The organism is Flavobacterium sp. SH_e (assembly GCF_025717045.1).
Classification (GTDB): Bacteria; Bacteroidota; Bacteroidia; order Flavobacteriales; family Flavobacteriaceae; genus Flavobacterium.
Genome location: NZ_JAOVZN010000007.1, coordinates 188,048 through 214,527, shown reverse-complemented (window position 1 = coordinate 214,527; position 26,480 = coordinate 188,048). Strand labels below are relative to the sequence as shown.

Below are 26,480 nucleotides of genomic sequence, written 5' to 3'. Positions count from 1 at the left end.
CTTAAACTTAATCAATTCTTATTATGAAAAGCAAAAATTGTATTAAAACAACAAAGCTTCCATTTTTAATGGCGGTGCTGCTTAGCGTATTTATGATGCAGTTTGGATTTGCACAAGAATCCAAAACTGTAAGTGGAACAATTACCTCTTCCGAAGACGGATTTGGAGTTCCGGGAGCAACTGTACAAGTACAGGGAACAAAATCGAGTACAGTTACCGATTTTGATGGAAAATATAAAGTTGAGGCTAAAACGGGAGATGTTTTAGTAATCACTTTTGTGGGTTTCAAAGCACAAAACATTACAGTTGGAACTCAAAAAACAGTGAATGTGGTTTTACATCCAGAAACTGCAGAACTTAAAGAAATTGTAGTAATCGGTTACGGTACTCAAAAGAAGAAAGTAAATACTGCGGCGACTTCTTTGGTGTCAGGAAAAGACATTCAGCAAGTAGCATCTCTTGATGTTGTAAATGCTTTACAAGGGCAGGCTTCTGGGGTTTCTGTAACTTCTTCTTCTGGTCAGCCTGGAGCGAATATGGTGGTAAATATTCGTGGTGCAGGTACAGCAGGAAACAGCGATCCTCTTTATGTGGTTGATGGTGTAGTGGTTGATAACGGAATTGGATACCTTGATCCGTCTGTTATTGAAAGGGTTGACGTTTTAAAAGATGCTTCGGCAGCTTCTATCTACGGAGCAAGAGCGGCAAATGGAGTTATCTTGGTTACAACTAAAAAAGGTAAAGATGGAAAAATGAATGTGTCTTTCAACTCTTATACAGGTTTTCAGCAAATTGCTAAAAAACTGGATCTGATGAATACTCAGGAATATACAACAATTATGAACGAAGCTCGTGTAAATTCTGGATATGCTCCATTATATACTAAAGCTCAAATTGCTTCATTTCCAAACCACGATTGGCAAGATGATTTGTTCAATGAAGGTGCAATGAAACAAAACCACTCTCTTTTGATTACTGGCGGTGACCAAAAATCTACAATTGCGACTGGTTTATCTTACTATGGACAAGAAGGTATGATTGGAGGATCTAATAATCAATCTCAATACGATCGTGTTACTTTTACAGTAAACTCTACTTCTGAAGTAATTAAAGATCATTTGAAAATTGGTGAAAACTTCACTTTATCAAACATCAAATCAAGCGGTGTTGCAGATGATGGTATTTATAGCAACGCAATTAGAAGCTTCTTAAATGCAGCTCCAATTGATCAGACTTACGATGAAAATGGAGATTTTGCTCATTCAATTATTTCTCAAGATATCAGCAACCCTGTTGGATCTTTATACTATAATAACTTCAACCAAACGAAAACAAATCGTTATGTAGGTAACATTTTTGCTGAATTAAAATTTGCAAAAAACTTTACTTTCAGAACAAGTTATGGTGTTGATATGACAGATAGTGACTATCGTTCTTTCAGACCAGTTTACTCTCTTTCTTCAAATGATAATAATACAGTTTCTAGCGTAACTCAAAGTTCAACAAAATCTGTAGGATGGATTTTTGAAAATACACTTCAATACAAATTTAACATTGCTGCTTCTCATAATTTTGATGTACTAGTAGGTACTTCTGCAAAACAGAATACTGCAGACTATATGGAAGGTCAAGGAAGAAACTTGATTTTTGATGATTTTGAACACGCTTATTTAGATAACGCAAAAGATCCAACATCAAATGTGGTAAAAGGAAATCGTAAAGATTATTCTATTCAATCTTATTTCGGACGTTTATTGTACGATTACAACAATAAGTACTTATTCTCTGCAACAGTTCGTCGTGACGGTTCATCAGAATTTGGTCCAGATAACAAATATGCTATTTTCCCATCGTTCTCTGCGGGATGGAATTTAGATAAAGAAGCTTTCTTTAAAGAAAACAAAGTTTTAAATACTTTCAAATTAAGAGCAAGCTGGGGACAAAATGGTAACGACCAATTTGGTAGAAGATTTGCATACTTGTCAACTGTAAACTCAACAGACAAAACATATCATTTTGGAACTGGTGACGAAACTTTATTAGTAGGTTCAAGCCCTGACCAATTAGCAAACCGTAACTTAAAATGGGAAACTTCTGAGCAGTTAGATTTAGGTTTTGATGCTACATTGTTCAATAACTTTACATTAACTTTCGATTACTACGACAAGAAAACTAAAGACTGGTTAGTATTGGCGTCTATCCCAACTTATGCTGGAGCAACTGCGCCTTACATTAATGGTGGAGACGTAAGCAACAAAGGTTTTGAAATTGGATTGGCTTACCGTACACATTTTGGAAAAGATTGGAATTTTGCCATCAATGCAAATCTTTCTCGCAACCAAAACGAAGTGTTAAGAATTGCTAACAACGAAGGAATTATTCACGGAGAAACAAACGTTTTATTCCAAGGTTTAGACGAGATGAACCGTGTTGAAGTTGGTAAACCAATGGGTTATTTCTACGGATTAAAAACAGACGGAATTTTTCAAAATGCTGCTGAAGTTGCAGCAGGTGTTCAGCCAAATGCACAGCCAGGAGACGTTCGTTTCGTAGATTTAAATGGTGACGGACAAATTGATGCTAACGATAAAACGCAAGTAGGTAATCCAAATCCAGATATTAACTACGGTATCAATTTAGAATTATCATACAAAGCTTTTGATTTCTCTATTAATACTTACGGTATCGCTGGAGGACAAAACGTATTTGGAGTTCACGACTACACTCGTGCTTACACAAACAACACAACAGACGTGTTGAACAGATGGACAACTGAAGGATCTTCGAACAGAGTTCCAAGGGTAACTTACGGAACAGATGCAAACGGGAATTACACTAAATTCTCTGATTTATATGTTCAAGATTCAGATTTCTTCAGAATTAAAAATGCTACAATTGGATGTGATTTAACGAAGCTTACAACAAAACTTAATTTCTTCACTAAATTCAGATTGTATGTTGCAGGAAATAACATTTACACATTCACTAAATACAAAGGAATGGATCCAGAAATTGGTTTTGGAAACGTAAATCAATCTTGGGCTAAAGGAATTGATGTTGGATACTATCCTCAGCCAAGAACCTACATGATGGGTCTAAATGTTAACTTTTAAATTTTGAAAACGATGAAAAGATATATAAAATTAATTGCTCTTTCAAGCGTACTTGTTTTAGGCGCTTGTTCGCAGGACTTTTTAGAAAACGAACCATACACAGATAAGGTAACTGAGAATTTTTATAAAACACCTTCTGATGCATTCGAAGGTCTTGTAGCGGTTTACGATGTTTTACAACGCGAGGCTTACGGCGGACCTTTATTGATTAGTGAACAAGCTTCTGATAACTGTTTCGGTGGTTATGGTATTGCTGACGGTCAAGCCGATATCGAATGGGATCGTTTCTTGTATGTTTCAGATAAAGACATGAACAAAGATGTTTGGTCTAACGCTTATTTAGGAATTTACAGAGCTAATATTTTATTAGAAAATTTAGACAATGTAAACTGGGGTTCTGATACGGCTTTGAAAACGCGTTACGAAGCTGAAGCACGTTTCTTAAGAGCGCACTTCCATTTTACAGCTGCTAAAATGTTTGGAGATATTATTCCGTTGGATCATACAGTTTCAACAACTGAATTTGAATTGCCAAGACAAGCTCCAGAAGTTACTTACGCTTTAATTGCAAGTGATTTAAAATTTGCTGCTGATAACTTAGGTAACGAAAATTATTCGCAAGCTGGAAATGCAAACTACGGGCGTATTACAAAATGGGCTGCAGAAGCTTACTTAGCTAGAACATTCTTGTTTTACACAGGAACTTACAATAAAACTGATTTAGCGGGTGTAGTAACAAAAGCTGAAGCAACGACTTATATTAATGATGTTGTAAACAACAGTGGTCACGCATTAGTTGCTGATTTTGCTAATCTTTGGTTAGCAGCTTCTCTTGAAAATTTTGCTGGAGAAGATAATACAGAAATGGTTTGGGCTGTTCGTTTTAATGGTTCTGGAAAAGGAAATTGGGATCTTCACGAAGGAAACCGTTTTCAAGTAAATATTGCGCCACGTGGAGGAGCAATCGGAAGATATGCAACTGGATGGGGTGGAGCAACTGTAAATCCTAAATTGGTAAGCTTGTATGAAACAGGCGATACTAGAAAAGCAGCTTCATTTATTGACTACGCTGGTGAAGGATTAAACTTTGATGCACAAGCTAGAGAGCAACGTCAGTACACTGGATATTCTTGGAAAAAATATTGTCCAATTACAAACGAAGCAGGAACAGCTGTTGTAGAAGCAAACGGAGGAAACTTCCAAATTGACAACTACCAAGATTACGCTATCATTCGTTACTCAGATGTTTTATTAATGGCAGCTGAATTGAATTTACAATCAAGCCCAGCTGTAGCTCAAGCAGATTTTGATAGAGTACGTGATCGTGCTTTTAAAAATACTTCTCATAGAATTACTGCAACTCAGGAGAATATCATGAAAGAGCGTCAATTAGAATTGGCGTTAGAAGGATTACGTTATTTTGATTTAATCAGACAAGGAATGACTACAATGAAATCTGCTATTGACAACAATACGGGAGATTCTCAATTTAATGTGACTTTCAGAACAGAGACTCAAGGTTGGTTCCCATTACCTCAATCTCAGATCATTCTTTCAAATGGTTCTATAACTCAAAATCCAGGTTGGAATTAATTTAAAACAAAATGACTATGAAACGTATATTATATATTTTATTAACTGCTGCAACGATAAGTTCAGGTTTGGTTTCTTGCGAGGCTATCGAAGATCGCGAAAGCCTTCCAGCAGTTACCTTGACACCAGAAACACTTGAATATTCTGTGACTCAAGACGCAACAAACAAAAATATTGTAATTCTTAAAAGCGAAGATCCTACTGTTATTCCATATTGGAAATATGTAGACGCTGCTGGAAATGAATTAGGACACTCAAATAAAAGTAGTGATCAAGTAACTTTACCTTTTGCCGGAAAATATACTATCTATTTCACGGCTTATACAAGAGGAGGTTCTGTAGAAGCGGCTCCAACTGTGGTTGATATAGCTGAAAATGATGATACTTACTTTAAAGATCCTAAATGGGAGATGTTGACGAATGGAGTTGACGGAAAAACATGGGTTTTAGATTTTGTTGATCCTATTGGCTGGGCTGGTTTAGACTATCCTTACAACCCTACAGGAAGCGATTATTGGAACTGGTTTCCAGATTACGCAAGTAATTCTTGGGTTATGCCAAATAAAAACTGGGGAGAAATGTATTTTGATTTAAATGGAAATTACAATACATCTGTTACTCAAACGGCGATTGCAAACAACAATCAAACAACTAAAACTGGAACATACACATTTGATATAGCAAATAATAAATTAGTTTTTAATGGTGGTGTCGAAATGCTTTACGGTGGAGACTATTATGGAGACTGCAGTAACTGGTATAGCGTAAAATTGGTTGAGATTACTAAAACATCTTTAAGATTGGCAGTAGTAAGAGATCAAAGTAGAACTGGTGAAGGAGTTTGTTTAATTGTATTCCATTACAAGCCAAAATCGTAAGTTAGTTAGTTTTGAAGTCTCAGTCCTAAAAACATTTTGTAATGTTCTTTAAGACTGAGACTTAAATTATTTTATTAAGAAATAAATGAAATCGATTTTTATTTCTATCTTCAAATTCCAAAAACAAAAAAAGTACCTATGCAAATTAAAAAAAACATAAAAAACATAAGTTTATGGGCAGTTGCAGCTGGAGTTTTTTTCTTGAATTCTTGTTCAAAAAAGGAGGATGCATTTATAAACCGAAAAGTTTCTTTTAATGCAGATTGGAGCTTTCATCTAAATGATAGTATTGTAGATAAAGATACTATTGGAACTTCAACAAAATGGAGAACTTTAGATGTTCCGCATGATTGGAGTATCGAAGGCAAATTTGATGAAAAAAGCCCTGCAGGTTATGGCGGAGGATCTCTTAACGGAGGTTTAGGCTGGTACAAAAAAACATTTAAAGTTGCTGCAGAAGACAGCACAAAAATTACTTCAATCACTTTTGACGGCGTTTACAGAAACAGCGAAGTTTGGATAAACGGACATTATTTAGGAAAACGTCCAAACGGATATATTGGTTTTCAATATGAAATTACGCCTTACTTAAACTACGGAGACAAAAACAACGAAATAATTGTTAAGGTTGACAATTCAAAACAACCCAATTCTCGTTGGTATTCGGGTTCAGGAATTTTCAGAAATGTCTGGATCGAAACCACAGACAAACTTCACGTTGGACAATGGGGAACATACATTACAACTCCAAAAGTTACGGCTGAAAAAGCTTCAGTAAGTATTGAAACTACAATTAAAAATCAATACAAAGAAGGTAAAAAAGCAAAAGTAACGACAACTATTTTTAAAGAAGACACCAAAGTAACATCGGTTACTCAAGATATAACAATCAACGCAAACGAAAATCAAACTCTGAATCAATCTGTAGAAGTTGAAAATCCCGAATTATGGTCAGATGAAAAACCGGAATTGTACACAGCAGTTACCGAAATTTCGCTTGACGATAAAATCATAGATCAATACAAAACCACTTTCGGAATCAGAGATTTTAAATTCGATTTGAACAAAGGTTTTATTTTGAATGGCAAACAAGTCAAAATAAAAGGAGTTTGTATGCATCACGATTTAGGTCCGTTAGGTTCTGCAATCAACACGCGTGCAATCGAACGCCAGTTAGAAATCCTGAAAGAAATGGGCGTAAATGGAATCAGAACTTCACACAATCCGCCTGCTCCAGAACTTTTAGAGCTTTGCGATAAAATGGGTTTCATCGTTATGGATGAAGCTTTCGATATGTGGAAACAAAATAAAACAAAATACGATTATGCTAACGATTGGGACAAATGGCACAAACAAGACTTAATTGATCAATTGCTTCGCGACCGTAATCATGCTAGTATTTTTATGTGGAGTATTGGTAATGAAATTCCAGAACAGTGGAACGAAACAGGTATTGAAATTGCAAAAGAATTAGCGGCAATTACACGTCAATATGATAAAACAAGACCAATTACTGCAGGAATGAATCCACCAGTAAATATGAATATTGATGCCGTGACTTTACAGTTTGAGAAAAAGAATGTTTCGATTAATCCGCTTGCTGGATCTGGAGTTTTAGATTTAATTGGATACAATTATGCGCACCAGACATTCGAACATCATTTAAAGAACTTCCCAAATACACCTTTTATCGCAACCGAAACAACTTCGGGCTTGCAGACAAGAGGTTATTATGATGCGGTTTCGGACACTATCAAAAAATGGCCCGTTAGTTGGGATAAAAAATTTGAAGGAGGAAATCCTGGAAATACCGTTTCAGCTTATGACCAAGTGCAGACACCTTGGGGCTCAACACATGAAGCAACTTGGAAAGTTATTAAAAAACACGATTTCTTGGCAGGAATGTACGTTTGGACAGGTTTCGATTATATTGGAGAACCAACGCCATACGAATGGCCTTCGGTAAGTTCGTATTTCGGAATTGTAGATTTAGCAGGTTTCCCGAAAGATGTTTATTATATGTACCAAAGTGAATGGACAGGTAAAACCGTTTTGCACATTTTTCCGCATTGGAACTGGAAAGCAGGACAAACTGTTGATGTTTGGGCTTATTACAACAAAGCCGATGAGGTTGAACTTTTCGTAAACGGAAAATCAGTTGGAAAAAGAAGCAAAAAAGGAGACGATTTACACGTAATGTGGAGAATTCCTTTTGAAGCAGGAACCTTAAAAGCAGTTTCTCGTAAAGATGGAAAAGTAGTTTTAGAAAAAGAAATCAAAACAGCTGGAAATCCTTCTCAATTAAAACTGACTGCCGACAGAAGTACCATCAAAGCAGACAAAAACGATTTGTCATTTATCACGGTTGATATTTTAGATGCCAATGGAACGATTGCACCAAATGCGAATAACGAAATTAATTTCTCTTTAAAAGGAAACGGAAAGATTGTAGGCGTTTGTAGCGGAGATCCGGTTAGCCACGAATCGTATAAAGGAAATAAACATACCGCTTTGGCTGGAAAATGTTTGGTTATTGTACAATCTGGAGATAAATCTGGAAGATTGGAATTAACAGCAAAAGCAAAGGGATTAAAACAATCCACAATTGTAATTACAACAGAATAATAAGTTATGATCTATCCTAACAGGTTTTCAAAACCTGTTAGGTATCAATAAATTTTTATTAAGATATAAATAAAACACCTGACAGGTTTCTAAAATCTGTTAGGATAAACTAACATCTAGATTATTAACCAATGAAAAACTCAAAACTAACCGCATTATTTTCTGCTCTTATGTTTGGATTTTTGGCAGTTCCAAATGCTAACGCTCAAATCCAAAATGCAGATGTGTTAAATGCTCCAATAGATATCAGTAAAGATTTTCAGAACTATCTGAATACTTTTTATTTTGCAGACGAACTAGCTTCTTTTGATCCTGCAACAGGAAAAGGAACCATTAAATATTTGAGATACAATTATAAAACACGTCAGGCTTTCAACAATATGATGATGAAACCAGATGTTGAAAAAGCAAACGAATTCCCAACAACAGAATATGCAGAATCTCCTGTTTTGCCATTCGAAATTCAATTTGTTTCAGATAGAACAGTTAGAATCAAAACGACTTCAGGACCACAATTTCATCCACAAAAAGAATCTCTAATGTTGGTTGATGGCGTTGCTCCAAATCATCCAGAATTATGGAAATATGCTAAAATCGAAGGCGGTCATAGTTACACCAGTAAACACGGAAAAGTGGAGATTTTGACAAAACCGTGGCACGTAAAAATCTACGATGAAAAAGGAAAACTACTGACAAGCACACTTCACGATACTGATTTTAAAAATACCTATACGCCAACACTTCCGTTTTCTTATGTTCGAAGAAACAGCGATTATTCAAGAAGTATGGGCGCGGCGTTCAGCTTAGAGCCAGACGAAAAAATATTTGGTTGCGGTGAGTCATTCACACAATTCAACAAACGCGGTTCAAAAGTAGTTTTATGGACGGATGACGCTAACGGAATCCAAAATGAAACCATGTATAAACCAATTCCGTTTTACATGAGCAGCCGCGGTTATGGAGTTTTCATGCACCATTCAACACCAATTACGGTTGACTTCGGAAAATATTTCTCAAGTGCTAACGAAATGTACATTGGAGACGACGAAGCCGATTTATTTTTCTTTATCGGAGAACCAAAAGACATTTTAGATCAATACACGAATTTGACAGGAAAAGCAGCCATGCCGCCACTTTGGTCTTTCGGTTTCTGGATGAGCAGAATCACTTATTTCTCTGAAAAAGAAGGAAGAGATGTTGCAAGAGATTTACGTAAATATAAAATTCCAACCGATGTTATTCACTTTGACACAGGCTGGTTTGATGTAGATTGGAGAAACAACTACGAGTTTGCAAAATCTCGTTTCCCAGATGCTACAAAAATGATGTCTGATTTAAAGAAAGACGGTTTCCAAGTTTGTCTTTGGCAATTGCCATATTTCACGCCAAAGAATACTTTGTTCCCTGAAATTATGGATAAAAACTTAGCGGTAAGAGACCGAAAAGGAAATCTTCCTTATGAAGATGCCGTTTTAGATTTCTCAAATCCAGAGACTATTTCTTGGTATCAAGGAAAATTGAAAAAGTTATTTGACGAAGGTGTAGCCGTTTTCAAAGTAGATTTTGGAGAAGCAGCACCACCAGACGGAATTTACCATTCTGGAAGAACAGGTTTCTATGAGCATAATTTATATCCATTACGCTACAATAAAGCGGTTGCAGAAATTACTCAGAAAGAAAAAGGATATACTTTAATCTGGGCAAGAAGTACTTGGGCAGGATCTCAGCGTTATCCTTTGCATTGGGGAGGAGATTCTGAAACTACAAACGGCGCAATGTCGGCAGAATTACGCGGCGGACTTTCATTAGGTCTTAGCGGATTCAGTTTTTGGAGTCATGATGTTGGAGGATTTGCAACTAAATCTCCAGAAAACATTTACAGAAGATGGACGCCATTCGGAATGTTTACTTCACACGTAAGAAGCCACGGAGAACCGCCTCGCGAACCTTGGTTATACAGCAAAGAATTCTTAGAAGGATTTAGAAAAGCTGATAATATGCGTTACGAATTGATGCCATATATCTATGCTCAGGCAAAAGAAAGTTCTCAAAAAGGATTACCAATGATGCGTGCTTTATTTGTTGAATATCCAAACGATCCGGGAGCTTGGTTGGTGGATAATGAATATTTATTTGGTTCAAGTATGTTGGTGGCACCGCTTTTTGAAGAAGTTGAAGAAAGAGACGTTTACCTTCCGGAAGGAACTTGGATTGATTATCAAACTAAAAAAGTATACCAATCAGGTTGGCATAAAATCAAAGCAGGTGAAGTGCCAATTGTAGTTTTGGTAAAAGAAGGAACGGCAATTCCGCACATCGGTTTAGCACAGTCTACAAAAGATATGGATTGGAGCAAATTGACATTGAAAGTGTATGCAAGCGATAAAACAACTTCGGCAACAGCCAAAGTATTTTTACCAGAAGGTGATGCAGTACAAGAAATAAAAGTGAACAAAAACGGAAACAATTTCGACGTAGCAGCAAATCCATTAAACGGAAAAACCACTTTTAAAACCGAGTGGATTAAATAAAAAAGTTAAACACAAATTACACGAATTACCACGAATTGAATTTGTGATAATTTGTGGAATTTGTGGTGAAAAAATAAAAATATTTAAACACATAGAAACATAGGTTTCATATTTGTGAATAAAGAAATTGGAAAGAAACTAGTTTCTAACACATAGAAAACTATGTGAATTTAAACAAGTGAAACGCCTTTTTTTAAAGACTCCAATGAGCTATGTTTCTATGTGTTAAAAAAATGCAACCACAAATTGCACAAATTATCACAAATTCAATTCGTGGAAATTAGTGAAATTCGTGGCAAAAAATAATTCCAAAAAACATGAAAAACTATCTAATTCTCCCAGCCGTATTGTTTTCAATAGCAGTTGGCTACAGTCAAAAAACGAAAAACGCTTACGAATTGGCATCGCCAAACGGACAAAATAAAATCAAATTTGAGCTTGTAAAAAACGCTCCAAAATATGCAGTTTCTCACGGAAAGACAGAAGTAATTTCTCCGTCAGATATGGGATTTGTATTAAAAGGAAACGAAGATTTAAGCACAAACTTTGAAATTAAAGGAGCTAAAACTTCTACGTTTGATGAAACTTGGGAACAAGTTTGGGGAGAAAAGAAAAACATCAGAAATCACTACAATCAATTGGTAGTTGATTTACAGCAAAAAACTGGAAACAAAAGAAAATTACAAATTCAATTTCGTGCTTTCGATGATGGAGTTGCTTTTAGATATGTTTATCCAAAACAAAATGTAAAAGACAGTATTTTCATTATGGATGAAAAAACAACTTTCAACTTAAAAGAAGACGGAAAAGCATGGTGGATTCCGGCAAATAGAGAAAACCGTGACGAATATCTTTTCAAAGATGCGCCGGTAAGTACTTTGGATACCGTTTTAACTCCATTAACAATCGAAAGCAAAAGTGGATTGGCTTTAAGTTTCCATGAAGCAAATCTGATCGATTTTGCAAGCATGACTTTGGTGAACAATAAAGGAACAGAATTAAAATCGGATCTAGTGCCTTGGCCTGACGGAGTAAAAGTTCGCGTAAAAGATACTTTCACTTCTTCTTGGAGAACACTTCAAATTGGAGAAAATCCAGGTGAATTGATCACTTCTTATTTGGTTTTAAACTTAAACGAACCAAACAAATTAAAGAATACAAACAGCTATTTCAAACCATACAAATATTTAGGAATTTGGTGGGGAATGCACATCGGGAAATATACTTTCTGGGAAAGCGACAAACAAGGTGCAACTACAAAACACGCTGAAGAATACATGGATTTTACAGCAAAAGAGGGTTTTCACCATTTATTGATCGAAGGTTGGAACAAAGGTTGGACACCAGGTTGGTATGAAAACCGTATGCACATGTTCAGCTTTACGAAAAGTGCTGACAATTTCGATTTAGAAAAAGTGGTTGAATATGGAAAGAAAAAGAATATCGAATTAATCGGTTACCACGAAACAGGTTCAAACTTGATCAACTATTTAAAAGAAGTTGATGAAGGTTTTGCTTTATACAAAAAATTAGGAATTCATACCGTAAAAATTGGTCACGTTGGTTCTAAACTGAACATGAAACAAATGCACTTTGGGCAGTTTGGAGTAAATTATTTCAGATACATTTTAGAAAAAGCGGCACAATACGATTTAGCCGTTTTATACCACGAATCAATTAAAGATACAGGAGAAAGAAGAACTTATCCAAACATGGTTTCGAGAGAAGCGGCTCGCGGACAAGAATATAACGCTTGGAGCGAAGGAAATCCACCAAACCATTTAAGCATTATTCCATTCACAAGATTACTTTCTGGACCAATGGATTTTACGCCTGGAATTTTTGATGTTGAGGTAAAACAAGGGTATCCAGGAAAAAGAATTCAAGGAACAGTTGGGCAGCAATTGGCATTGTATGTTACAATTTATTCTCCAATACAGATGTTGGCCGATCTTCCTGAAAATTACGAAGGAAAACCAGCTTTACAATTCTTAAAATATGTTCCGACTGATTGGGAAGACACTAAAATCTTAGAAGGAAAAATTGGCGAATACATCACAACAGCGAGAAAAGATAGAAACAGTGCTGATTGGTATTTGGGAACTTTGACCAATGAAAAACCAAGAAATGTTGAGGTTTCATTATCATTCTTAGATCCAAATGCGACTTACGAAGCACAGATTTATGTTGATGCTGAAGGAACAGATCAAAAACACAATCCGGAAGCAGTTGCAATTTCTAAGAAAACAGTAAAATCTACAGATTCTCTAAAATTGAATTTAGGCGGAGCTGGCGGTGGAGCAGTGAGATTTAAAAAATTGTAATTATTAATTTCTAAAACCCGACAAGTTTTCAAGACTTGTCGGGTTTGATAATGCAAAACAAGATTAAGTATCCTAACAGATTTTCAAAACCTGTTAGGTATTATAAAATATAACCCAAAAAATTAGTTCTTTTTCCAAAAAATGAAAAACAGTATTCTTTATATCTTTTTTCTTTTATCTGCTAATTTGATGTTATCACAGCAAAAGCAATATCCTTTTCAGAATCCTAATTTAGATACTGAAAAGCGTATTGATAATTTGCTGTCTTTGATGACGCTGGATGAAAAAGTTCAGGCTTTAAGTACAAATCCGTCAGTAAAAAGATTAGGTCTTATTGGTACAGGTCATGTAGAGGGATTACATGGATTGGCTTTGGGCGGACCAGGCGAATGGGGAGGTAAAAACAAGAAACCTTTAACAACAACCACTTTTCCTCAAGCGTATGGTTTAGGCGAAACTTGGGACGCTGAGCTTCTTCAAAAAGTAGCAAATGTAGAAGGTTATGAAACGCGTTATGCCCTACAAAAATACAATCGCGGCGGATTAGTCGTTCGCGCTCCAAATGCAGATATTGCTAGAGATCCGCGATGGGGACGTACCGAAGAAAGTTATGGAGAAGATGCCTTTTTTAACGGAACTATGACAGTTGCTTTTGTAAAAGGTTTGCAAGGAAATAACTCCAAATACTGGCAAACGGCTTCGTTGATGAAACATTTTTTGGCAAACAGCAATGAAGACGGAAGAACCTATACATCATCTGATTTTGATGAAAGACTTTGGAGAGAATATTATGCGCTTCCTTTCCAAATAGGAGTTGTTGAAGGAGGCTCACGTGCATATATGGCAGCGTATAACAAAGTAAATGGAATTCCTGCAATGGTGCATCCGATGCTTAAGAATATTACGCAGAAAGAATGGGGACAAAATGGTATTATTTGTACTGATGGAGGTGCTTTTAAACTGCTTCTTTCAGATCATAAATATTATGCAGATAAATATTTAGGTGCGGCGGCGGCAGTAAAAGCAGGAATTAATCAATTTTTGGATGAATATATAGATGGTATTTATGGCGCTCTTTCTAATGGATATTTGAAAGAAAAAGATCTTGATGAAGTTTTGCGTGGGAATTATCGAGTAATGATAAAACTTGGAATGCTTGATGCTTCAGAAGAAAATCCATATTCAAAAATCGGAAAAGATAAAGATACAATTGATCCTTGGAAAACAGAAGCGCACAAAAAAATCGCTTTGGAGGCAACTCAAAAATCTATTGTTTTATTGAAAAATGAAAATGGTTTTCTGCCTTTACAAAAAGAAAAAATAAAAACACTTGCCATAATTGGACCTCGTGCAGATGAAGTACTTTTGGATTGGTACAGCGGAACGCCTCCTTATGTTATTACACCTTTGGAAGGAATAAAAAATAAGTTGGGGAATAATATTGAAGTTTTATATGCAAAAAACAATATCGACGGAAAAGCAGCAGCAATCGCAAAAAAAGCAGATGTTGTAATTATGGTTGTTGGAAATCATCCTGTTTGTAATGCTGGTTGGGCAAATTGTCCTGTTCCAAGTGAAGGAAAAGAAGCTGTTGACCGCCAATCTCTAACTTTAGAACAAGAAGATTTGATTAAGGTAGTTTATCAGGCAAATCCGAAAACGGTGGTCGCATTAATCAGCAGTTTTCCTTATGCAATCAATTGGACTCAGGAAAATGTTCCAGCAATTGTGCATATGGCACAGAATAGTCAGGAAACAGGAACGGCGTTGGCAGATGTATTATTTGGAGATTATAATCCTGCGGGACGTTTAACGCAAACTTGGGTAAAAGATATTACCGATCTTCCAGAATTATTGGATTATAACATTCGAAACGGAAGAACATATATGTATTTCAAAAAGAAACCATTATATGCTTTTGGCCACGGATTAAGTTATACGACTTTCAAATACAATTCGATTGAAACGAGTTCTGAAACTATTTCGAAAAATGAAGAATTAAAAGTTACAGTTTCTGTCACAAATGCCGGAAATAAAGATGGCGATGAAGTAGTTCAGCTTTACGTAAAACAATTAGAATCTAAAGTAGAACGACCAGAAAAAGAATTGAAAGCGTTTAAGAGAGTTTTCTTTAAAGCTGGAGAAACCAAAAGTGTTGATTTGATTGTAAAAGCAAAAGATTTAGAATATTGGAATACAGCAAAGCAAGTATTCGAACTTGAAAAAAATACAATCGAAATTCAGGTAGGGAATTCTTCGGATAATATACTTCTGAAAAAGAAAATTTCAGCTAAATAATTGTAAAAGAATAAAATTTAAACATGAAAAAAAGCCTAGTAATACTATTCGTTTTTGTCGGTTTGGCGAGCTTTAAATCATTTGCACAAACAACAAAAGCCGGTTCTCAAAACAGAATTATAAAAGTAGATTTTAATAAAACTGCAGGAAAATTAAATACCATGTTCAAAGAATGCATCGGTGCGGGAAGAGCAAACGAAGGTCTTCGTGCAGATTGGCAACAGCAATTGGCATTGGTTAAAAAAGAATGTGATTTTAAATACATCCGTTTTCATGGTTTATTGACTGATGATATGGCAGTGTATCGTGAAGACGAAAAAGGAAATCCAGAATACAATTATCAATATGTAGACGTTTTGTTCGATTTTATTGTAAGTCTGAAAATGAAACCGTTTGTAGAATTAGGGTTTATGCCGAATGCTTTGGCAAGCGGAAAAGAAACTATTTTTTGGTGGAAAGGAAACGTAACGCCTCCAAAAGATTATAAAAAATGGGAAGATTTAGTTCGAAATTTAACCCAGCATTTCAAAGAACGTTACGGAGATGAAGAAGTAAAAACGTGGTATTTTGAAGTTTGGAACGAACCGAATTTATCGCCAGGATTTTGGAGCAGCACTCAGGCAGAATATTATAAATTATACGATTATGCCGTTCGCGGTGTAAAAGCGGTAAATCCTGCTTATAGAGTTGGCGGACCAGCAACAGCAGGTTCTGCATGGGTTGCTGAAACAATTGATTTTTGTGCCAAAAATAATCTGCCAATCGATTTTGTTTCGACACATACTTATGGAGTGAAACATGGATATCTAGATGAATTCGGAACTTCGGGAACGATTTTAAATCAGGACGAATGGAGTGTAAGCGGAGAAATTATCAATTCTAGAAAATTAATTAAGGAGTCAGCTAAACCGAATTTAGAATTACATTATACAGAATGGAGTTCATCTTACACACCTGCAGATCCAATTCACGACAGTTATCATTCGGCAGCGTATATTTTACAAAAATTAAAACAAGTTGGTAATGCTGCAAACTCAATGTCATATTGGGTTTTTACGGATATTTTTGAAGAAGCTGGGCCAAGATTCACCCCTTTTCACGGTGGTTTCGGATTATTGAATACGCAGGGAATTAAAAAGCCAGCTTATTTCTCTTATTATTTAATGAATAAATTGGGAGAAACAGAACTTCAAAATTCAGATAAAGCTTCTTGGACTTCGAAAAATGCAAAAGGTGATGTACAAGTTCTATTGTGGGATTTTACAAATACGCATCCAGGCGATAAAGAATTGAATCAAACGTATTACATAAAAGACCTTCCATCAAAAGAAAAAGGAAAAGTCAAAATTGAAGTTGACGGAATGCAGAAAGGAAAATACCTTTTGGAAATTTACAAAGTGGGTTATAAAGTAAATGACGCTTACGCGGATTATCTGGCGATGAATAAACCAAGTCAGTTAACACGTGAGCAAGTCAATTCGATAAAAGAAAAAAATAACGGCGCGCCAATTGCAACAGAAAAAATTACAATTGACGCACAAGGAATGTTCAGCAAGGAATTCAAAATCAATGAAAATGATGTTGTAATGCTGAATTTGATTAAACAATAATTTTAGATAAAACCACAAACATAAAAATAGTATTAACTGGATTTAAAGATGACGTGTGAGGAATCAAAGATCTTTAAATTCAAAAACACCTAACTATCTATGAAAAACAAAATGATATACCTTTCAGCAGCTTTGGTTTTTGCATTATTTACTTCTTGTAAAAATGATGCGCAGACTTTGGCTTCAAATTCGGAGCAGACCGAAGAATACGTTGGAAAAGAAATAGGTACAGAACATGATGCAGAAATCGACAAACTGATTTCGCAAATGACATTAGAAGAAAAAATCGGAATGCTTCACGGAAACAGCATGTTTGCAAATGCAGGTGTAAAACGTTTAGGAATTCCAGAATTAAAAATGGCCGATGGTCCGTTGGGAGTTCGTGAGGAAATTTCAAGAGACAATTGGGCTCCAGCAGGATGGACAAACGATTTTGCGACCTATTATCCTGCGGGAGGCGCTCTAGCAGCAACTTGGAATGCAGAGATGGCGCATACTTTCGGAACCAGTTTAGGAGAAGAACTACGTGCAAGAGATAAAGACATGTTACTTTCGCCAGCCATCAATATGGTGAGAACACCGCTTGGAGGAAGAACGTACGAATACATGTCGGAAGATCCATTTTTAAATAAAAAAATTGCTGTGCCTTTGGTTGTTGGTTTACAGGAGAAAGATGTAATGGCGTGTGTTAAACACTATGCAGCAAACAATCAGGAAACAAATCGTGATTTTGTCGATGTACAAATTGATGAGCGTACACTTCGCGAAATTTATCTTCCAGCTTTTGAGGCGACTGTAAAAGAAGGAAAAGCATACAGCATAATGGGCGCTTACAATAAATTCAGAGGCGAATATTTATGTGAAAACGATTATATGCTGAACAAAATCCTTCGTGACGAATGGGGATTTAAAGGCGTTGTAGTTTCAGACTGGGCTGCGGTGCATTCTACAGCAAAATCTTTGAAAAGCGGTTTAGATATTGAAATGGGAACTCCAAAACCTTTCAATGAATTTTTCTTGGCAGATAAATTAATTGCAGCCGTTAAATCTGGAGAAGTTTCAGAAAAAGAAATTGATCTTCACGTAAAACGTATTTTACGTGGTTTATTCCATATTAAAGCAATGGGCGGAGGTGAACGTGCAAAAGGAAGCATCGCAACCGAAGCACATTACCAAGACGCTTACAAAATTGCTGCTGAAGCAATTGTATTATTGAAAAACGAAAACAATGCATTGCCATTAAAATTAGACGGAGTTAAATCTATCGCGGTTATTGGAAACAACGCAACAAAGAAAAATGCGCTTGGCGGATTTGGAGCTGGTGTAAAAACAAAAAGAGAAGTTACGCCTCTGGAAGGTCTTAAAAACAGACTTCCTTCTTCAGTTAAAATCAATTATGCTGAAGGATATTTAGAGCGTTACGATAAAAAGAACAGAGGAAATTTAGGAAATATCACGGCTAATGGTCCAGTTACAATTGATGAACTAGATCCAGCAAAAGTTCAAGAAGCTGTTGATGCGGCTAAAAACTCAGATGTTGCGATCATTTTTGCAGGTTCTAACCGTGATTACGAAACAGAAGCTTCAGACCGTAGAGATTTACACTTGCCTTTCGGACAAGAAGAATTAATTAAAAAAGTAATTGAAGCTAATCCAAAAACAATTGTAGTTTTTGTTGCTGGTGCTCCGTTTGATATTAATGAAGTAAGCAAAAAATCTTCTGCTTTAGTTTGGAGCTGGTTCAACGGTTCTGAAGGTGGAAATGCTTTGGCTGATGTTATTTTAGGAAAAGTAAATCCGTCGGGAAAATTACCTTGGACAATGCCAGTTACTTTAAAAGATTCTCCGGCGCATGCCACAAACAGTTTCCCTGGAGACAAAACGGTAAATTATGCAGAAGGACTTTTGATCGGATACCGATGGTTTGATACTAAAAATGTTGCACCGTTATATCCTTTTGGTTACGGATTATCATACACTAATTTTGCTTTTGGGAATGCAAAAACTAATAAAACAGATTACGCTTTAACAGATGTGATTGAAGTTTCTTTAGAGGTTAAAAATGTGGGGAATGTTGATGGTAAAGAAGTAGTACAATTATATGCTTCAAAGTCTGATTCTAAAATTACACGTGCAGCACAAGAATTAAAAGGTTTCAAAAAAGTTGCTGTTAAAGCTGGAGGTTCAGAAAATGTAACCATTAAAGTTCCAGTAAAAGAATTGGCATATTATGATGTTGCTGCTAAAAAATGGACAGTTGAACCAGGGAAATATACTTTGAATATAGGAAACTCTTCAAGAGATTTAAAATTCAAAATTGATGTAACAATTAAATAAAACTTGTTACTGCTATAAAGTAACCAAACTCTCAACGCCAGCCCATAAAAAGCTGGCGTTGATTTTAAAAACTTACACTTAACTTAAACCAAACCAAATGAAAAAAACAATCAAGGATTATCTTTTATCTTTTATTCTCTGCTTTGCTTTTTTAGGAGTTTCAGCTTGCAGCTCAGATAAAGAAGAAAATCCGCCAGCTATAAAAACGCTTTCTTCTACTACAAGCAAAATTGATTTTGAAAGCAAAGAAAATACAATTGAAATAACGATTAATTCTAATGGTGTCACTTGGACTTTGAGTAATTCTGCTAGTTGGATAAAATTAAGTCAGACTACTGGAACATCGGGACAAACTGTGGTAAAAATTACTGCTTTAGAAAATACGACTACAGATCTTCGAAATGCAGTGATTACGTTAAGTGGAGGTGAACTTGCCTCAGAAGCAATTTCAGTTTCACAGGCAGCAGGAAGTTTATACCCAAGTTACAACACTAACCCAATTGCGGCTGATGCATCTGGAATGGGAAGTTCGGCGGTTGAATTGGCAGCAAAAATTAAATTAGGCTGGAATATTGGAAATACATTAGAAGCAACTGGAGGCGAAACCTCATGGGGAAATCCAAAAGTGACTAAAGCTTTAATTGATGCTGTAAAAGCAAACGGATTTAATGCAATTAGAATTCCGTGTTCTTGGAATCAGAATTTAGAAAATACTGCAACAGCAAAAATCAAAGTTGATTGGTTGAACCGAGTGAAAGAAGTGGTTCAATATTGCGTTGATAACGATATGTATGTTGTAGTAAACATTCACTGGGACGGCGGTTGGCTGGAAAACAATATTACTGAAGCTAAAAAAGACGAAAACAATGCGAAACAAAAAGCTTTTTGGGAACAAATCGCAACACATTTAAGAGGTTTCGACGAACATTTACTTTTCGCGAGCGCCAACGAACCTGCGGTTGAAGATGCTACGCAAATGGCAGTTTTAACTTCGTATCACCAAACTTTTATTGATGCAGTTCGTTCAACTGGAGGAAAAAATGCAACGCGTGTTTTGGTCGTTCAAGGTCCAACAACAGATATTGAAAAAACAAACAAATTAATGACTACATTGCCAGTAGATAAAGTAACGGGCAGAATGATGGTCGAAGTTCATTATTATTCTCCTTGGAATTTTGCTGGTTTAACCAAAGATGAAACTTGGGGTAAAATGTTCTATTATTGGGGTGCAGGATTTCATTCTACAACCGATACAGAACGAAATGCAACTTGGGGAGAAGAAGCCGATTTAGAGAAAAGCTTTAAATTAATGAAAACTCAATTTGTAGATAAAGGAATTCCCGTTTTATTGGGAGAATTTGGTGCAATCCGTAGAACAACTTTAACGGGAGATGCGCTTACATTACATTTAAATTCAAGAGCGTATTATTTAAAAACGGTCGTAAAAACAGCAAAAGCAAACGGATTATTACCTTTTTATTGGGATGAAGGAAGCGTAGGAAATAACGGTTTTGGAATTATAAATAGAAGCAATAATACCGTTTTCGATACACAAGCTTTAAACGCTTTAATAGACGGATTAAAGTGAAAAAATTAGTTTAAACCATATAAGTGATATAAGATATTTTAAGTTTTTACTTAGAGATGTGCTTAATTTTACTTATATCACTTATATGGTTCAAAAAATATTTAAATTAAAAAAATGAAAAAGAGTGTAATATTTATTTTTCTGTTAATTAGCGTTTTAGCTAATGCTAATGTGAGAATGCCTTTAATATTCTCTGACGGAATGGTTTTGCAAAGAGACAAACAAATTCCGATTTGGGGTTTTGCTGACGCGAATGAAAATGTAGAAATTCATTTCAACAAACAAATCAAGAAAACAACAGCCGATAAAAATGGAAAATGGACGGTAAATTTAAATGCTGAAAAAGCAGGCGGACCATTCGAATTGATCGTAATCGGAAAAAATAAAATTACGATCAAAAATGTTTTGGTTGGAGAAGTTTGGATTTGCAGCGGACAATCGAACATGGAATTTCAGGTTTTCAAAACTATGAATTCTGAAAAAGAAATCAACAGTGCAGATTTTCCAATGATTCGTCATTTTGGTGTTGCGCAAGATTTAAGCGGAACTCCAAAAGAAGATTTAAAGCAAGGAAAATGGGAAGTAGCCAACAAAGAAAATGTAGGCAACTTTACAGCAGTTGGATATTATTTCGCTAGAAAACTATATTCAGAATTAAAAATTCCAATCGGAATCATTAATACTTCTTGGGGCGGAACGAATGTAGAAACTTGGACAAGCCGTGAAGCATTCGAAAAAAGCGACGAATTTAAATCGATGATTGCAAATGTTCCAACGGTTGACATTAATGCCATTTTTGAAACCTATAAAAAATCGGTTTTAGACAATTTGAAAAAAGTGCAAGGATTTGATGTTTCAATGGAAAACGAAGAGCAATTCAAAAACGCAAATTTTCAGGATAAAAACTGGCCGGAAATAAAAATACCTTCACTTTGGGAAAACCAACAAATCGGAAACATTGACGGAATTGTCTGGATGAGAAAAACTATTGTTTTAACAGCAGAACAAGCCAAAAAAGAAGCCGTGTTACATTTAGCAAAAGTTGATGACGAAGACAAAACGTATGTAAATGGTGTTGAAGTTGGAACTAACAATCTTTGGGACGCTAAAAGAGTTTACAAAATTCCAGCCAATGTCTTAAAAGAAGGAATAAATGTAATCGCGGTAAGAATTACAGATTACAGTGGCGGCGGTGGAATCTACGGAGATCCAGAAGATCTTAAAATTGATTTTAAAGATTCAAATTTACCGCTTGAAGGACTTTGGAAATTCAACGTTATCAAAGTAAGAATTGAAGTTTCGCCAAACAGTTATCCGTCATTATTGTACAATGCCATGGTAAATCCTTTGGTTCCTTATGCTATTCAAGGTGCTTTATGGTATCAGGGCGAGGCGAATGTTTGGAGAGCAGCAGAATACAAAAAATCATTTCCGTTGATGATCAACGATTGGAGAACGAAATTCAAACAAGGAAATTTCCCTTTTTATTTCGTTCAGTTGTCGACTTTTGATGAATTTGGTGGAAATAGCCAAAAAGGAAGCCGTTGGGCAGAACTTCGCGAAGCACAATCTGAAACTTTAAAACTGCCAAACACTGGAATGGCTGTTACAACAGATATCGGAAACGCAAAAGACATTCACCCAACCAACAAACAAGACATTGGTTTGCGCTTGGCAGCGATTGCAATGAACAATATTTACGGCAAAAAACAAGTTCATAGCGGACCAACTTATAAATCTCAAGAAATAAAAGGAAACCAAATTATCCTAACTTTCGATAACATCGGCAAAGGATTATCGACGCCAAATAATGATGAATTAAAAGGCTTCGAAATTGCTGGTTCAGACAAAGTTTTTCATTCCGCGAAAGCGATAATCAAAGACAACAAAATAATTGTTTCAAGCGACAAAGTTCAAAATCCCGTAGCAGTGCATTACGGCTGGGCAGATGACGATACGGCTATTAATCTTTTCAACAAAGAAAAATTTCCAGCGTCACCATTTAGAACTGATAATTGGGAAATGATTACGGCGAATGAGAAATATAGTGTAAGTAAATAATTTTTGAGCGTGACCGCATCCCGATAAGTGGGCAATCTCATTGAAGTTTTTTATCCTAACAGGTTTTCAAAACCTGTTAGGTATCAAATAGATTTTTATTAGTTTTAGATATTCAATATATACCTAACAGGTTTTGAAAACCTGTTAGGATAAGATAACCAAATATGATTAGAAAAACATTTTTCATCTTACTTCTCACCTCTTGTTACACAAACATTTCGGCACAATCCAAAAATGTTTTATGGTATAAACAACCCGCAGAATTCTTTGAGGAAAGCTTAGTTTTAGGAAACGGAAAAATGGGAGCAACCGTTTTTGGAGGAGCCAATTCGGATAAAATTTATCTGAATGACATTACGCTTTGGTCAGGCGAACCCGTGAATGCGAATATGAGTCCGGAAGCTTATAAAAACATTCCCGCAATTCGTGAAGCTTTACAAAAAGAAAACTACAAACTGGCCGAAGAACTCAATAAAAAAGTTCAGGGAAAAAATTCCGAATCGTATGCGCCTTTAGGAACATTGGAAATCAATAATTCTGAAAAAGGAAAAGCAGTAAATTACCGTCGTGAATTGGATCTTTCGAATGCCATTTCTAAAGTAAGTTACGAAATGGCGGGGATAAAATATACGCGAGAATATTTCGTATCGGCTCTAGATAAAGTTATGATTATCAAATTAACAGCCGATCAAAAAGGGGCTTTAAATTTTGATATTAATTTAAAAAGTCTTTTGCAGTCAAATGTTGAAGTGCGAAATAATATTTTGGTATTAAGAGGTTCTGCACCAATTCATGAGAATGCAGGATATAGCGTTCCCCAAAAATATCTGAGTTTAAAAGATAGAGGAACAAGATTTACAGGTTTAGTACAAATCAAAAAAACCGACGGGAAAATCACGAGTTCAAGAGAATCATTGACTTTAACAGATGCAACCGAAGCAATTATTTTTGTTTCTGTCGCAACAAGTTTTAACGGTTTTGACAAAAATCCAGCATCAGAAGGTTTAGATGATGTTTCAATTGCTTTGCAAAATCTGAATAACGCCTACGCAAAACCATTCGATAAATTAAAAGAATCTCACATTGCCGATTATCAAAAATTTTTCAATCGTGTTACTTTAGATTTAGGAAAAACAACCGCTCCAGATTTACCGACAGACGAGCGTTTATTGCGTTATGCTGACGGAAAAGAAGATAAGAACCTAGAAATTCTATATTTCAATTTTGGACGCTATTTATTAATAAGTTCGTCAAGAACTTTAGGCGTTCCTGCCAATTTACAAGGACTTTGGAATCCGCATTTAAGCCCGCCTTGGAGCAGTAATTATACGATGAATATCAACTTGGAAGAAAATTATTGGCTGGCAGAAAACACCAATCTTTCAGAAATGCATTCCTCACTTTTGAGCTTCATTAAAAATCTTTCGGTAACAGGAAAAGTTACAGCCAAAACTTTTTACGGAGTAGATAAAGGCTGGGCTGCGGCGCACAATTCGGACATTTGGGCAATGACCAATCCGGTTGGACAATTTGGAAAAGAAGATCCAATGTGGGCGTGCTGGCCAATGGCACAAGCATGGTTGAGCACACACATCTGGGAACATTATACTTTTACGCAAGATTTAGCTTATTTAAAAAAAGAAGGTTATCCTTTAATGAAAGGTGCTGCCGAATTTTGTTTAGGATGGCTTGTAACCGATAAAAATGGAAATTTAATTACTTCGCCATCGACTTCGCCAGAAAATCAATATAAATTGTCAGATGGTTTTGTTGGTGCAACATTATACGGAGGAACTGCCGATTTAGCTATGATCCGCGAATGTTTTGATAAAACAATTAAAGCTTCAAAAGTATTAAATACAGATGCTGATTTCAGAAAAAAACTGGAAACAGCACTTTCAAAATTGTATCCATATCAAATTGGTAAAAAAGGAAATCTTCAAGAATGGTATTTTGATTGGGAAGATAATGACCCAAAACACCGTCATCAATCACATTTATTTGGACTTTTCCCTGGTGATCATATTACGCCATTAAAAACGCCCGATTTAGCGGAAGCTTCAAAGAAAACATTAGAAATAAAAGGAGACGAAACCACAGGATGGTCAAAAGGCTGGAGAATCAATCTTTGGGCAAGACTTTGGGACGGAAATCGTGCTTATAAAATGTATCGTGAATTATTACGCTACGTAGACCCTGACGGAAAGAAAACAGAAAAGCCAAGAAGAGGAGGAGGAACGTATCCGAATTTATTCGATGCCCATCCACCATTTCAAATTGATGGGAATTTTGGAGGCGCAGCAGCTGTTGCTGAAATGTTGGTTCAATCTGATGAAAACGAAACCCGATTACTTCCAGCTTTACCAGACGCTTGGTCAGAAGGTTCTGTAAAAGGAATTTGCGCCAGAGGTGGTTTTGAAATTGAAATGAATTGGAACGATAAAATCGTTCAGCAAATAACAATTTCTTCTAAAATTGGAGGGAAGACAACTTTGATTTATGGTGACAATAAACGAGAAGTTGAATTGAAAAAGGGAGAAAAAAAGATTCTGCAACTTTGGATTAAAGAGAAAAAATAAATTATTTAAACGCGACAAGTTTTTGAAACCTGTTGGGTTTCTTTTTTATGCAAGCTTCGGAGAAGCGAAATATTTATAGAATAAAATAGATATTTACAATATAAAGCTCCAGCGGAGCGACATATAAATTATTTACAATTCAAATATTTCGCTCCGTTGGAGCTCTTTACATTCGGACGGTTTAATTTCTATAAATATATCGCCTCGCCGAGGCTTTCTAATTAAATAAACCCGACAGGTTTTTGAAACCTGTCGGGTTTATTTATTTGTAAATGAGAGGCTTCAACTTCATTCAGTCTAACAAAATGAATTATTCCTTGTTTGTAGTTTGTTCTTTTTCTTCTGGTTTTTCAGAATGTTCTTTTTTAAAAGTTTCGTACCATTTTTCAATCGACGGATAAACAAAAGCAGCCACTTTTTTCACTGGATTATAAAAAATAGATTTATCCAAAGTTTCTTGTTTGGCAAAAGTATTGTTGAAATTTATTTTTTCGAACAAAGCGATAAAAATACTTAAAATCAGAATGGTTTTTAAAACCCTGAAAAATCCACCTCCAAGTTTATTCATCCAACCTAACATAGCAAAATCCGCAATTCCGGTTAAAATTTTGGCTAAGAAATAAACGCCAATGACAACTAGAATAAAAGTTAAGATAAAAGCCGTTATTTGAATATTGGTAGGATTCCAAGAAACATGTTTTGAAATCATTTCGGTCATTAATGAAGAAAATTTAATCGCAAGATAAATTCCTAATAGCAAAGAAATGAAAGAAGCAACTTCTACAAAAAGTCCGTTTTTAATGCCTTTATATAAACTATAACACAAAAGTGCACCTACGATAATATCAAAAAAACTCATGTTTTGGTTTGGTGTTTAATGAGGCGCAAAGATAGGTTTTTTTGAGGTTCAAAGATTCAGAGTGGCGAAGGTTCGGAGGTTTTT

Annotated in this window: 13 protein-coding genes; 12 read left to right on the top strand and 1 reads right to left on the bottom strand. The window is 35.7% G+C overall.

Annotation, left to right across the window (positions count from 1 at the left end):
• Window positions 1-23: 23 nt before the first annotated feature.
• From OD917_RS17965 to OD917_RS17910, 12 genes are all read left to right on the top strand, one after another.
• On the top strand, window positions 24-3,113 hold the full coding sequence (locus OD917_RS17965) for a SusC/RagA family TonB-linked outer membrane protein (RefSeq protein ID WP_263524809.1): 3,090 nt from the start codon (window positions 24-26) through the stop codon (window positions 3,111-3,113).
• A gap of 12 nt (window positions 3,114-3,125) precedes the next feature.
• Entirely contained in the window at window positions 3,126-4,706 is a 1,581-nt protein-coding gene (locus tag OD917_RS17960; protein ID WP_263524808.1) for a RagB/SusD family nutrient uptake outer membrane protein, read from the top strand.
• Window positions 4,707-4,723: 17 nt separating this feature from the next.
• A complete protein-coding gene (locus OD917_RS17955) occupies window positions 4,724-5,584 on the top strand; it encodes a hypothetical protein (RefSeq protein ID WP_263524807.1) in 861 nt (286 codons plus the stop codon).
• A 138-nt stretch (window positions 5,585-5,722) separates the two neighbouring features.
• Window positions 5,723-8,209, top strand: coding sequence for a glycoside hydrolase family 2 TIM barrel-domain containing protein (locus tag OD917_RS17950; protein WP_263524806.1), 2,487 nt, complete (start codon window positions 5,723-5,725; stop codon window positions 8,207-8,209).
• A gap of 131 nt (window positions 8,210-8,340) precedes the next feature.
• The gene (locus OD917_RS17945) at window positions 8,341-10,740 is read left to right on the top strand and encodes an alpha-xylosidase (protein WP_263524805.1); all 2,400 of its coding nucleotides are present in this window, start codon (window positions 8,341-8,343) and stop codon (window positions 10,738-10,740) included.
• A gap of 317 nt (window positions 10,741-11,057) precedes the next feature.
• Complete coding sequence (locus OD917_RS17940; protein WP_263524804.1) at window positions 11,058-13,064, top strand: glycoside hydrolase family 97 protein; 2,007 nt, start codon at window positions 11,058-11,060, stop codon at window positions 13,062-13,064.
• A 141-nt stretch (window positions 13,065-13,205) separates the two neighbouring features.
• On the top strand, window positions 13,206-15,362 hold the full coding sequence (locus OD917_RS17935; RefSeq protein ID WP_263524803.1) for a glycoside hydrolase family 3 C-terminal domain-containing protein: 2,157 nt from the start codon (window positions 13,206-13,208) through the stop codon (window positions 15,360-15,362).
• Between the two features lie 23 nt (window positions 15,363-15,385).
• Window positions 15,386-16,972, top strand: coding sequence for a GH39 family glycosyl hydrolase (locus OD917_RS17930; RefSeq protein WP_263524802.1), 1,587 nt, complete (start codon window positions 15,386-15,388; stop codon window positions 16,970-16,972).
• A 99-nt stretch (window positions 16,973-17,071) separates the two neighbouring features.
• Window positions 17,072-19,309 carry a glycoside hydrolase family 3 C-terminal domain-containing protein gene (locus OD917_RS17925; protein WP_263524801.1) on the top strand — a complete coding sequence of 746 codons (2,238 nt, stop codon included), beginning with the start codon at window positions 17,072-17,074 and terminating at the stop codon, window positions 19,307-19,309.
• A 97-nt stretch (window positions 19,310-19,406) separates the two neighbouring features.
• The gene (locus tag OD917_RS17920; RefSeq protein ID WP_263524800.1) at window positions 19,407-20,897 is read left to right on the top strand and encodes a cellulase family glycosylhydrolase; all 1,491 of its coding nucleotides are present in this window, start codon (window positions 19,407-19,409) and stop codon (window positions 20,895-20,897) included.
• Window positions 20,898-21,011: 114 nt separating this feature from the next.
• On the top strand, window positions 21,012-22,958 hold the full coding sequence (locus OD917_RS17915; RefSeq protein WP_263524799.1) for a sialate O-acetylesterase: 1,947 nt from the start codon (window positions 21,012-21,014) through the stop codon (window positions 22,956-22,958).
• Between the two features lie 164 nt (window positions 22,959-23,122).
• Window positions 23,123-25,537 carry a glycoside hydrolase family 95 protein gene (locus tag OD917_RS17910; protein ID WP_263524798.1) on the top strand — a complete coding sequence of 805 codons (2,415 nt, stop codon included), beginning with the start codon at window positions 23,123-23,125 and terminating at the stop codon, window positions 25,535-25,537.
• Window positions 25,538-25,847: 310 nt separating this feature from the next.
• Here the strand turns inward: OD917_RS17910 and OD917_RS17905 are convergent, their stop codons facing one another.
• Window positions 25,848-26,396 (bottom strand): CvpA family protein, encoded by a 549-nt coding sequence (locus OD917_RS17905; protein ID WP_263524797.1) that lies wholly within the window; start codon window positions 26,394-26,396, stop codon window positions 25,848-25,850.
• Between the last annotated feature and the right edge of the window lie 84 nt (window positions 26,397-26,480).